The organism is Silvanigrella sp. (assembly GCF_044369315.1).
Taxonomy (GTDB): domain Bacteria; phylum Bdellovibrionota_B; class Oligoflexia; order Silvanigrellales; family Silvanigrellaceae; genus Silvanigrella.
The window spans coordinates 23966-35554 of the sequence record NZ_JBIPMD010000007.1 but is presented as its reverse complement, the minus strand read 5'-3'; the positions used below and the strand labels follow the sequence as shown (position 1 = coordinate 35554).

The following is an 11589-nucleotide window of genomic DNA, read 5'->3' as shown; positions in this document are numbered from 1 at the left end:
AGATAAAAATGATCAGTTGAATGAAGCTATTGATAAAAAAATATTAAAATTGAGCATTAATACAAATAACAACGGAAATGAATTTTTTGTTTCTAAAAACGTTTCAAATAGCATTAAAGTTTTAAAACCTATCGACCTGTTAAAAGTTTCTCAAGAAACAAAAACAATTAGTCGTGAAAAAACCACGGGTAAATGGCTTTCTTGCTCTCGTGAGATTAATTATAACGATGCGCCAGATTTAAATACATTTTTTAACACATCGTTTGACGGTTTAAAAGATGGGTCTATCCCATCTAAAAAACATATTGCTGCAAAATATGATATTATTTTTACAAAATTGATTCCCGAAATTGACGAATTAAAAAATCAAGTTAAAACAATATTAAATAACAATACTCAATTAGCCAATGCAGAAAATGAACGTAAGCTCAAAGAACAAGCTGATTTAGATAAAATTAAAAAAGATCAGGAAGATTTAGCAGCAAAACAGAAAAAAATTGAAGAAGACGCTCGCAGAGCTGAAGAAGCCCGTAGGGTTGAAAGAGAAAATGAACAACGCAGAGCTGAGGAAGCACGCAGAGCGGAAGATGCACGAAAGGCTGAAGATGCACGTAAAGCCGAAGCTGCACGCAAGGCTGAAGAGAAGAAAAAACAAGATGACGCAATTAAAGCAGCGGTTGAAGCGGAACGTCAACGTAATGCCGAAGCTGCACGTAGGGCAGAAGCACAACGGGAAAGAGAACGTCAAGCAGAACGAGAACGTAAACAGCCTTTATATTTTAAAAGTTATAGCAGGTCGCAACGTATTTCTACCAGTGAAGATTGCTCAGGTGCTCACGTTACCGTAAAACATACAGGGTTACACGCTGTTTATGGGTTTATCCCATTAGTTAATTTTAAAAATAATGATTATGAAAATATCTATATTTATATAGTTACATCATTAGGAAGGTATAAAATCTATGATGGGGCTACATCTATATTAAGAAGTAACCCTACAAATCACTATACACCAATTAGTTTGCAACAAGGTGAAGTTATTAAGTCTTTATTTATTGAAAAAAGCACCCACACAGCAAACTTTTATCTTGATCCTTTTGAGCTTAAGATAACTCCTGGATAGCCTGAACGGATTTCTTTTCAAACACTGTTAAAGCAAATACTGCCGTTAAGATTACCCCAATTATTAATATCCAAAGATACTTGGGGTCAAAATTTTGAAGAATTAAAACAGCAACTAAATTCCCAATTGCAGCACCACAAGTTAATATGCTGGCTCTTCTTTTCCCATCTATATATTTTAAAACTACTCCAAAAATTGAAGATAAATATAATGCAAATGGAACAACAAGAATGAATTTAAATATTAACGAGCTAGTTTGTGCTGCACCTGCAACTATTGCCATTAATATTAAGCAATGAAAACCATAACGAACATTTTTGGAAACATCATTAACGGGAAAGTAATAACCAAATCTACCATTAAATTTATTTAATAATGCAGTGGATAAAATAGCTACGGCAACATAAATAACAACAAGTATTGCACTATACACAGGCTCTTGTTTGCTAAATCCAAATAAAAAAAACTGAATTAATAGTGTGGGACTTAGTAAAGTTCCTATTAAAAATACTTGTTTAACATGTTCAAAATTAATTTCTCTTTTAATATATGTTGGTTTTGAGTCCTTCAAATTTGAACTTTTCATAAACCATCTGAAGGAAAATAATAGCAAAGCAGAAGCAAAAATGAGGATTTTAAAATAATCTGGATTGATATAATTAGCGATTAAGTTAGCTACCCCACAACCAAATATAAATGCAGCGCATACAAGAGCACTTGCATAAGGTTTATTCTCAAAATTACTATCAGATAAAACTACGGCACTAGCAGCTTCAGCACTGGCGGCAGCTATTTGAATGAATCTAATTACGATAAATAAAATGCCTGCCAACACACCTAATGAATTATAGTTAGGAAGGATTAATAACAGGATTGAACAGATAGCTGTTAAAGTCATTGTAAATTTATAAACAATTAAAGCACCCAATTTATCAATTGCAGCGGCTAACGTTGTACCGCCTACAAATTTCCCTACGGCTGTTATAATTATAAATAATATAGGTAACGAAAAGGAAAAATCCCCAAAATATTGTTTACTAATGATTCCAGATAGAAAGAGGAAGATAGAAAATTCAAAATATTCCAATGATGTTGATGTAAAAATAAGAGCGGATTTTTTTATATTCGTATTAGTTAAATTCATTTTTTATGTTCTTTCTTTTGTTCTTAGTTCTTAAATATTAATAGTTCTTAAATATTAATATGTTTTAATTAAGTTCAATTGCTCTATTAATGACATAATCTTTACTTAATTTTAAAAATTTTCTTAGTATGGCCGTGTTTTTATTATAAATATTTGTTTCTATTACTTTACTATCATGCCAAGATAAAAATATATTAACCATACATTGATTACCATTAGCAAACATAAAACACTCAGAAAATTGCATTCCCTTAGTTACGCCCTCTTCTCTACGAATTAGCATAATTTCTTGTTGTAATTCGTAGGTAGGATCTTTTGGATTAAGCCTAACATCACCATAAAATTTAAGTTTCATAGTTGCTTCTGTACAATATTTTAGAATTGGATCATTTATTGCTTTGCCTTTTGCCGCTACTTTTGAAGCATAGCCGCTGCCTTGTACCACATATAGATCAGAGCATTTTAATGTTGGATTTACTGCTGCCCATCCAAAACCATTTAAAAATTTATTCTCTCTAAGAAATTTATGAGACAGTTCCAAAAGTTCTTCTTCCTCAAAGCTTGTCGTAGTTAGATCAAATACATTATAATTTGTTAACAATGCGACTTGTTGGTTTTTAATTGAATCTAACATAACACTCCTTATTGATAAATCATCTATCTCTTCAAGTTGCGTAGTCGTCATAAGTCCTCACGGTAAAAATTGGGGAAATATTATCAATTTCAGACAAATTTAAATTCAAATTTTCTAAATCACCTCCTATTTTTTCAAATATTAAAATACGTTTTTCTCTTGAAACAGAAATAAGTTTTCTTACGGTTGCTGATTTAATTCTAATTTTTGGAATTTTTTTGAATGTAATTATTACATGGTAACCGATGTAGTTTTCAAAACCTGTACGTTTTTTTATTCCATAAACATTAGCGTATTTTGAAAAAATTCCACCTAATAAATCATCTTTTAGCTGAAACGTCTCAAGCGTTTTCCCGTAAATTGAAAACATATGACGGTTAAAATTTTGCAATCGTTTATTTAATAAATGTTCGTATGTTAATGGGTCTTGGTTTTGAGTATATTCTTTAAAATATTGATCGTGGATTATTATACCGAGTGAATTAAATGCTAACTGCAATCTTTCCCTCATCTTATCAGAAACTTTAGTTTTTTTATTTTCTATTTGTTTTAACGTAAGTCGGTTAAATCCTGTTTCCGCCTCGAATTTACTACGAGTTAGCTTCAAAACATCAACCCGTAATTGACGAATATTGTCATTAATGCTCATAAATGCAAACCCCTTATTTTTGCAATCGCAAATTAAAAAATAACTCTAAAAATTTAATTTGTCAAATTTTAATGGATCAATGGAGTTTTTTTGTAGACTGATTATCCCGTTATTATTTATATTTTTTTGCTTTTAAATTATTGGGGTGCTTTTTTTAAAAAAAAAATTAGGGACTAATGGACTTTTTTAAATTGACATATCTACTCTTTTATTTTTAAGTAGATATCAATCATTTGTTACTTTTTCAGGAGGTATAACATAGTGACCACAGCTAAAGATCTAGATCAAAATATCATCGCCATAAGTAAAGTTTTATTAAACAATAATCTACCTAGTGATGTTATTGTCCTTATATTAGATCATCTAGAAGCAATAAAGACCCAAACAAATAAAGAAATAAATAAAAGAGAAAAAGCAGTATTTGCTTTAGTTGAAGATGTTTATAATAATGGAGAGGATGAAGAGCCAGCAAAAAAAGATTATGCTAAACTTGCTACCGCTTTTAATTCAAACCAAAATTATACAGCACGAGAAATTTCGGAAATTTTCAAGTTACCAAAGCAGAGCGTTTATAAGCTTATGGACAAGGTCGGAGTCAAGAGGATTAAAAGAGTGGGACAACCTAGCTTTTATGCAGGGTCAGATATTAAGGCAGCGTTTTAAAAATAAGTTCATATAGGATAAGTCTTTTATCCACTTTTTGGGCAAATGTTACTTTAATATTTGTTCAAAGCCTTAATTATCTTAGCCTTTTAAAGCTTAGATTTTACCTATTTATTTATCAGTCCCTAACAGCATAAAAAAAATATTTAATTTGGGTGTTTATTTTGGTTTACAGAGACGTTTTTAAATTTTGCTACAATGATACTAGAGGGGGGTCTTTTGGGCTTAAAAAAAGACCTTGCAGCCACTGCGTGGCAAAAGGTTTACAGACGGGGTGCGGAGCACTCCATGGTCTGAAAAAGTGTTTTAAACAAGAAGAAATTGGTATAAGAGGTAAATTCATTAATTATATCAAAAAGATGGATACAAAACCATTCCCTTTTCATTCCCTCTTTCATTCCCTTTTCATTCCCCTTTTTTCTCGTAAGTATTTGATATTTAACACCCTCGTTTGTTACGTTAAAGCAAATCATTCCTAGGGAATGGTGATATATCATTCCCATTTGACTACTTTTTGAATGATATGTAAGTAAATTATTGGTTCTTATAAATAAACAAGGGGGTCTAACGTAACATGAAGTCGTTAACAGAAATTAAAACTAAAACTAAAGAAGTCTATGAGAGAAAAAATTTAGGTAGAATGCTTGATAGAAGGAAAGTGCTTAGTCCTTTTGCAATGGCTACCCTATTTCTAGACAAGTTTGTTTATGGTCAAACAGCTAGAAAAGAGTGGCAGCATATATGCCTTCAAGATTTTATTGAATATAAAATTGATTTAGAAAAAAGCACCTTTACCCAAATAAGAAACGACCTAGTTAAAAAACGCATTTTAATTTGTCAGGCTAGCAACAAAGAACTTTCTGAAAATAAGGCAAATGATAAAGCTGGATACTTCAAACTAGGCGATAGCATAAGCGATTATGTAGCTAAGATAAAAATAAGTCGTATTCCTGAAAGGTTAAATTCTGTAGAATATAAAATTGATAGTTTGGAGGAAAATAAAGCGGACAGGGCAGAAATACAAGCGTTAAGAGAAGAAAACAAAGGGATAAAAGAACGACTTACGTTATCGGAAGATGTGATAGAAAAGCTTTCACAAAAAATGGATAAGTTTATAAAAAGTGTCTTGGAAGATTGGCCACCTGATACAGCAATTAGACGGGCGATAGTTGCAGAAAATTTTGACAATCCCAAAACCATGAAAGAAAAATTAAAAGAAGAAAGAAACCTACAATGATAGTTAATTTTAAAGTGTACGTAGAATTTTGTTCGAATGTGCATGAGCCTCATGTTGCTGATGAGATATCGGAAGAATTAATACAAGAAATTAAAAAAGTACCTTATGCCATTTCATTGGATCAATTAACAGTTTTAAAGGACACAGAAAAACCGCTCGAATATTAAGCAATCCATTTTAGGTTCTTTCCAAGGGGTACCCCCCTCGGTGGCACAGAATGCCGCCTGCTTTTATAGGTCAAAATATTTTTTTGAGGTTAACTCTTAAGGTTAACAGTTAACAAGTTAACAAAATCCTTTATGGTTTGGTTTGTACACTGTGTACAAACCTTTTTTATTTGACTCTTTTAAATTAAAAATTTTTAGAAGTATGTTAGTGATTGGGGAATAAATCTTTTGTTTTGAGGTGAACATGAAAGAAACTCTTTTTGCAATCATTACAGGAACAAATAATAAGGGTGGAGTGGGTAAAACTTCTTCATCCGTAAATCTATCAATTACTATGGCGAATCTAGGTTTTAAAGTTTTATTTATCGACGGTGATCCACAAGGAAATGGCACTAAATCAATGGGTGTTCGTGAGCTTATTAATCCTTCCAAAAATCTTTGGACAGCATTTAAAAACAAACTTTCTTATAAGGATGTTGCAGTAAATAGCCCATATTCTAATGTTGACGTAATCGGAGCAACACAAGATCTTGAAGATGCCGTCGATATCTTTTCGAGTTCTCCTAGGCGTTGGAAACTTTTTAAACAGCTACTAGTTGGCGCACAAAACGATTACAATTTTATTTTTATTGATACTCCACCAGCTAAAGGCGGAATATTAACACCTGCCGCTCTAGCTGCTTCAGATTTTTACTTGATTCCCTCGTTTGCTGATTCGGATAGTTACGATGGGTTTGTTAAAATCGTATCTCTTTGTGAAGACATTAAAGAAAATGAAAACGAAAAGCTTTCTTGTCTGGGCGTTTTAATAACATGTTTAAAAAAGAATCCTGCAAGCAATGCCTATTTGGATTATGTTGTTACTCTTCTTAATGAAGCTAATATGCCCATCTTTCCACACTATATAGCTCAATCGGACACTATGGACTCAGCCAGACTAATGGGGAAACCAGCCGTAACACTACCAAATGCAAGCGTCATTAGAGATGGATACCTAACAAATGCTAAATATATTATAACTCAAACAGAAGCATTGAAGGTGGGATGCCCAAGGGAAAGCCCTGATTTATCTAAACTGGGGTTAATACGTCAAAGCCCTACCTATGATCAAAAAACAGAAATTATTTTGCAAAAAAATAGCCGTGTAGAAATGGAATTCTAAGAAAGGGTGTTTTAATGAGCTTTAAAAAAATGATGAAAGAAAAAGGCTCCGAAATGGTTCGTGCTGCCGCAAATGAGGCTCAAGCAAGTAAACCAAAATTAAAAATTGATTGTGACCCTAAAGCAATTTCCTTGGATGTTGTTACACAGCTTTTAGAAGAGATTAAAAAAAATGGTAAAATAACTTCAAGTGTACCAATTTCTAAAATTATTATAGATGAAAACGTACGCAAACAATTTTCGCAAGAAAATATTAATACATTAGGTGAATCGCTTAAAGATGTTGGACTTCTTCATAACATTATACTTCACATTGTAGAAAAAAATGGAGAGTTTTATTTTCATTGCGTTAGTGGAAAAAGGCGAGTGCTAGCAGCGGAATTAATCGGATGGGAAAAGATTGAAGCTGACATATCTCTGGGAGAAAATAAAATTGAGTCCCTGTATATTGGAGCGATAGCAAATCTTCATGAGTCTGTTTTTTGGCTCGATAATGCTAATCTTTATGAAAAACTATTTTCTTTTGGCAACACAGATGAGCAAATTGCAACCCGTGTAAAAGTAAACCCTCGCACCGTTGGATGGTTTAGGAGGCTTGCAAAGATGTCTCCTGCCTGTCAGGAACTAGCTAACTCTCACCCTGAGCTCTTCAATTCCCGTTGGGCGCAACAAGTGGCTAGGCATGGCGAACTTCCAGAAGAAAACTTATTGGAAGAACACATGCAACAAATGATTATCCAAAAAAGGACTTGGCACATAATCCTTGCAGACAAACCAAAAATTAGCGGTGCAACTTCAATTGATAAATCTGAAGCTATTTTAGAGGCTCATCGGACAATCAAAAATTTAGAATATAAACAATTAGACCTAACGAAGAATTTTTTAACCGCTTTGTTACAATCTGGATTTTTATCACAAACTTCATTTAAAAAAATTCAATCTGAGTTTTTTAAGGAAAAATCCGAAGAGCAAAATAATTTAGAGTTACGATCAGAAAACTAAAAGTTTGTACACTGTGTACAAACTTTTTAATTTAACTCTTTTTGGGGTATCGTGAGGAGCCACCACATAACTTGCAAAATGATTTTGTTTATTTATTTTGCAAGTTTCTTTTTTTGAATATTTAAATTCCATTCGTAGTCCAATGCATCAAGAATCTCAGAAAATTTTGTTAAGGATGGTTCGCGTTTTCCTTCCTCATATTGACAATAAGATGTCCTTTCACAACATAGATTTATTGAAACTTTTGCTTGTGAAATTTTTTTTGAATCACGTAATTTTTTAAATATTAAAGAAGTAACATATCTTGAATTTATGAACTTAACAAAAAATTTATTGTTAGAAATTATTTCAATATTAAAATCATCCTCTGAAGCTTCACTTTTAGAAATTTCTTTTAAAATCTGCAAAAGTTTTGCATTCAAACGTGAAAAAAGATCTTCTTGCGTTTTTCCAAGCTCGATAAGATCAAGCAAATGAATATTTGCACTCCATACCTCGCTACCAAATCCGTATGTACCTTCTAATTTCATTTTAGGGGTACCGAGCGGCTGGAACGGAAAAAAGGCGGTTTGAACAGTACTACGATTAGATAGTATTTGGGAATTGAGAGATGTCTTTATTTTAAAGGATAAGTTTAAAGTCTTTATTTTTATATTTTTATAAATGATATTTTAAAAATCATAAGGAAACATAAAATGTACAGTCAAACTTGCATTGAATATCTTGATGAGTTTTCTTATGGATTAAATACACAAATAGCCCAGATTTTAAAACGCAAGAAAAACGATGGTTTATTTGATGCTTTTTTTATTTCAAATACTACGATTAGATAGTATTTGCTAAACCGCCTTTTTTCCGTTCCAGCCGCTCGGTACCCCTTTTAGCTCCCTCTAAAAAATATTCTTTGCCGTCAATTGACGGCATAAAAATAAAAATTTTTACTTTGCTTGACAAGTAGGGCAATTTGTCCTATCAATAAATCATACCCGACGCTAATGTCTGGGTTTCTGCGGAGGTTTTCCCGTGTTTTTAGTCGATCTTTGTGTTGTAAAAGTTAATTTTCCTGAAGCTGATTTTTGGCTTATTCGTCTAGGCTCTCACAATAAAGTGGGCATGCCTGTTAAAAAATTCTATAAAGAGCATATAGGAATTAAGGTTACAAGATTAGATATTTTAATTCCAGATTATCTTTTTTATGTTTTTCTTGATTTATTTAACAGAAAATACTTCAAAAATTTTTGTGCGCAAGGCACTTTGAGTCTTGTTTATATAAAAGTCAGTCAGGTTGAGCGTTTAAAATTCGAGACAAGTTAACGCTTGTCTTTACATTAATGGGGTTTCAAATGAAAATTATAAAAATTCCGAGTATTAAGGATCAAAAATCTTTTTTAAAAGAAAATAAATTAAAATCATCAGATGAATATGAGGTTGAAATTCCAGATTCATGGAAGGTCTTTGAAAGAGGTTATAGTTCGCCATCACCTGAAGAAATAAGGATGACTTTTAAAGGTTTTTCAAGTTCTCAACTTGCAAAAATGCTCGGACTTTCGGACGGAAGGGTAATTCGTCGATGGAAATCTGGCGAATCTGAAATACCGTATTCTGCTTGGCGTTTGTTTTTAATAATCACAGAAAGAGTGATTGATTTAAATGATGATCGCTCTCATTTCGAAAATAAAGCTAAATAAATATAAAATAATTTTTGCTATTTTTGTTATCATTTAGAATAATGCTTAATATTAATCAATCATACCTCAAAAATAATTTATCAGATTATTGCAGCGATTTATTCTTTTTTTCTTCTTCTAACTCTTTGAAGCAAGCTTCAAAATCCCCAAATTTTTTATTGACTATATCACGTCTTATTGGTGTATCAGGGGGCAAAGCTTTTAAAACAAACTCAGCTACTTTTTCAATTTTACGAGAGAGGCTCTTAAGTTCCTCTTTTATTTCTTTGTTTTCTTCTTTTATTCCTTTGTTTTCGGCTTTTAAAGCCTCAATATCTTCGGTGTGTTTATAAACAACCTCGGGTAAATTTAAATCTCTACCTATTTTAATATATTTCATGATGTTTGTATGGGGCTTGAACATATTACATTTATGGTTTGCCACATCTCCTTTAATTTCTTCGTCAGTAGCCTGACAAATTAAAATTCCTTTTTTAAGCATAGTTTCACGCCACCCATAATATGTTTTGTAATCCTCTGCAACGTTAATCCCTGCGGTTTTTAAATCTTCAGCCGTTATTTTTTGCCAATCTGTGGGGTTATTTGACTCTGTAAATTTTTGTAGAAACAGTCCTGCTAAAATATAGTGGTTTAATAACTTATATTTTTTGCCCTTTAAAAAAACACCAAACGTTTGATAATTCTTCCTTTGGTCGTCTTTTTTCTTCTTGTATATCATGATGATTCCTTTCAAGTTTTTCTAACTGTCCAATATTAGAAATATAATTGTCTTGTTTCAAGTGGTTAATTTCATTAACGAAAATAAAATGACTTCGACAGAAATAGTTAGCATAAAATATAGAAAAATGTCAATTCTTCGACGCAACTTCGGTGTCGAAATTCGACAGCTCGTTTTTTTGCGTCTGTAACCCGTTGATTTCGTTAAGGCACGCCTCGACAATTCTTCGACAGACCCTTCGACAATTCTTCGACAACCTACTAGTCGGTCATTTTTTTTTCGTCTTACTGCGCCTAAGAGAAGTCGCTTTCTTTGTTACTTTAATTTTACCTGTATTCTGTCAGATCTTTCTGTCAACACGCTCAATCGCCGCTTTTGCTTCTTTTTCTCGCTATGGAGGCTACCGCCCCCGCTCGTAAACCCTTGCCCCCACTAGGGGCTACAGGTTTTTTAAAACCATTTAGAAGCCCATTAAGACCCTTCAAATGAGAAAAACGACATAATGCAAGCCACGAAGCAAACCCCTTCTTAAAATTAAAATAAACCCCATAATTTTAATTTTTTGTTTTAGCTATTAAAGAGGCAAAGTAAAAATATTATTTTTTAAGTCACAAAGAAGTCACGTTGACAAAATTTATTTTGCATATTAATAACTTCACAGGTCACGAATAAGAACCGTGATTGAAAAATAATTAGAACTACAGAAAAGGAATTATCATGTCGTACTTTTGCAAACCAAAACATGTTTCTCAAAAAACAATTAATGACAAACTTTATATATATGCCCCATTTAATCTATCTGCAAATAAAAAATATAAAACTAGAGGTGGAAATTGGAACGCTAGTTTAAGAGCTTGGGAGTTTAATTCATTAGATAGTGATAAAGTGAATAAATTACTTGATTCTATTTTTGGAGAAAATGGAACAGAAAATGAAATTGAATATGTCTCCTTAAAATTAAAGGGCGAACGTTTATGCGGTAATTATGCTGATTTTGTATTAACAGGTAGGAAAATAGTAGAAAGAAAAGAAAGAAATTCTGAAGTTTCCCTTGATAGCCAAGCAATACTATTAAATGGTGTCTATGATAGGTCTGGCGGTTCCGTAGCTAATCCAAAAATAACAGGCAAAGACGTTCAATTATTGTTAAGATATTTTCCAAAAAAATTAATTGAATCGATTAAAAAAGATTTTGAAAATGAAAATTTAGAACTTGAAATAGACGAAGAAGACACTAAAAAAATTTCGGATTCAATGAATAAAACAGCACAAGAAAAACATGTAATTGCTAAAAATGAAAATGAAAATTTCGAAGAAAAATACAATAAGTTACTTATAGAACATAACGCCCTTTTAAATAAGATGAATGAAATAAAAAGTTTAATTAATACTTTTTAAGTTAA

Annotated in this window: 14 protein-coding genes and 1 pseudogene; 10 read left to right on the top strand and 5 right to left on the bottom strand. The window is 32.0% G+C overall.

All coding sequences use genetic code 11. From position 1 onward, the window contains the following. A pseudogene (locus ACIQ56_RS01575) lies at nucleotides 1–1123 on the top strand (hypothetical protein); the annotation flags it as partial. On the opposite strand, the gene ACIQ56_RS01570 reads toward ACIQ56_RS01575, so the two are convergent. The 3 genes from ACIQ56_RS01570 to ACIQ56_RS01560 form a co-directional block, all read right to left on the bottom strand. Next, nucleotides 1104–2267 carry a hypothetical protein gene (locus ACIQ56_RS01570; RefSeq protein WP_397599330.1) on the bottom strand — a complete coding sequence of 388 codons (1164 nt, stop codon included), beginning with the start codon at nucleotides 2265–2267 and terminating at the stop codon, nucleotides 1104–1106. The pseudogene ACIQ56_RS01575 and the gene ACIQ56_RS01570 sit on opposite strands and share 20 nt — an antisense overlap. Nucleotides 2268–2331: 64 nt before the next feature. Further along, complete coding sequence (locus tag ACIQ56_RS01565) at nucleotides 2332–2952, bottom strand: hypothetical protein (RefSeq protein WP_397599329.1); 621 nt, start codon at nucleotides 2950–2952, stop codon at nucleotides 2332–2334. Further along, complete coding sequence (locus ACIQ56_RS01560) at nucleotides 2933–3550, bottom strand: hypothetical protein (RefSeq protein WP_397599328.1); 618 nt, start codon at nucleotides 3548–3550, stop codon at nucleotides 2933–2935. The genes ACIQ56_RS01565 and ACIQ56_RS01560 overlap by 20 nt, the downstream gene beginning before the upstream one ends. A 261-nt stretch (nucleotides 3551–3811) precedes the next feature. Here ACIQ56_RS01560 and ACIQ56_RS01555 point away from each other — a divergent pair, with 261 nt between their 5' ends. The 5 genes from ACIQ56_RS01555 to ACIQ56_RS01535 all read left to right on the top strand — a co-directional run bounded on the left by ACIQ56_RS01555 (nucleotide 3812) and on the right by ACIQ56_RS01535 (nucleotide 7780). Then, nucleotides 3812–4213 carry a hypothetical protein gene (locus ACIQ56_RS01555; protein ID WP_397599327.1) on the top strand — a complete coding sequence of 134 codons (402 nt, stop codon included), beginning with the start codon at nucleotides 3812–3814 and terminating at the stop codon, nucleotides 4211–4213. A 574-nt stretch (nucleotides 4214–4787) separates the two neighbouring features. Beyond that, on the top strand, nucleotides 4788–5450 hold the full coding sequence (locus ACIQ56_RS01550; RefSeq protein WP_397599326.1) for a hypothetical protein: 663 nt from the start codon (nucleotides 4788–4790) through the stop codon (nucleotides 5448–5450). After that, nucleotides 5447–5617: a hypothetical protein gene (locus ACIQ56_RS01545; protein WP_397599325.1), complete on the top strand. Its 171-nt coding sequence runs from the start codon at nucleotides 5447–5449 to the stop codon at nucleotides 5615–5617. Before ACIQ56_RS01550 ends, ACIQ56_RS01545 begins: the two co-directional genes overlap by 4 nt. A gap of 244 nt (nucleotides 5618–5861) precedes the next feature. Next, nucleotides 5862–6779 carry a ParA family protein gene (locus ACIQ56_RS01540; protein WP_397599332.1) on the top strand — a complete coding sequence of 306 codons (918 nt, stop codon included), beginning with the start codon at nucleotides 5862–5864 and terminating at the stop codon, nucleotides 6777–6779. Nucleotides 6780–6793: 14 nt separating this feature from the next. Further along, nucleotides 6794–7780: a ParB/RepB/Spo0J family partition protein gene (locus ACIQ56_RS01535; protein ID WP_397599324.1), complete on the top strand. Its 987-nt coding sequence runs from the start codon at nucleotides 6794–6796 to the stop codon at nucleotides 7778–7780. Nucleotides 7781–7872: 92 nt separating this feature from the next. On the opposite strand, the gene ACIQ56_RS01530 is transcribed toward ACIQ56_RS01535, so the two are convergent. Beyond that, the gene (locus ACIQ56_RS01530) at nucleotides 7873–8310 is read right to left on the bottom strand and encodes a helix-turn-helix domain-containing protein (RefSeq protein ID WP_397599323.1); all 438 of its coding nucleotides are present in this window, start codon (nucleotides 8308–8310) and stop codon (nucleotides 7873–7875) included. A 165-nt stretch (nucleotides 8311–8475) separates the two neighbouring features. Here ACIQ56_RS01530 and ACIQ56_RS01525 point away from each other — a divergent pair, with 165 nt between their 5' ends. The 3 genes from ACIQ56_RS01525 (at nucleotide 8476) to ACIQ56_RS01515 (ending at nucleotide 9468) form a co-directional block, all read left to right on the top strand. Then, nucleotides 8476–8613 carry a hypothetical protein gene (locus ACIQ56_RS01525; RefSeq protein ID WP_397599322.1) on the top strand — a complete coding sequence of 46 codons (138 nt, stop codon included), beginning with the start codon at nucleotides 8476–8478 and terminating at the stop codon, nucleotides 8611–8613. 190 nt (nucleotides 8614–8803) lie between these two features. After that, complete coding sequence (locus ACIQ56_RS01520; protein WP_397599321.1) at nucleotides 8804–9094, top strand: hypothetical protein; 291 nt, start codon at nucleotides 8804–8806, stop codon at nucleotides 9092–9094. Nucleotides 9095–9123: 29 nt separating this feature from the next. Then, nucleotides 9124–9468, top strand: a complete 345-nt coding sequence (locus ACIQ56_RS01515; RefSeq protein ID WP_397599320.1) for a hypothetical protein — start codon at nucleotides 9124–9126, stop codon at nucleotides 9466–9468. 85 nt (nucleotides 9469–9553) lie between these two features. Here ACIQ56_RS01515 and ACIQ56_RS01510 read toward each other — a convergent pair whose 3' ends face one another. Beyond that, nucleotides 9554–10186, bottom strand: a complete 633-nt coding sequence (locus ACIQ56_RS01510) for a hypothetical protein (RefSeq protein ID WP_397599319.1) — start codon at nucleotides 10184–10186, stop codon at nucleotides 9554–9556. 717 nt (nucleotides 10187–10903) lie between these two features. On the opposite strand from ACIQ56_RS01510, the gene ACIQ56_RS01505 reads away from it, so the two are divergent. Next, nucleotides 10904–11584, top strand: a complete 681-nt coding sequence (locus ACIQ56_RS01505) for a hypothetical protein (RefSeq protein ID WP_397599318.1) — start codon at nucleotides 10904–10906, stop codon at nucleotides 11582–11584. The last annotated feature ends 5 nt before the right edge of the window (nucleotides 11585–11589 follow it).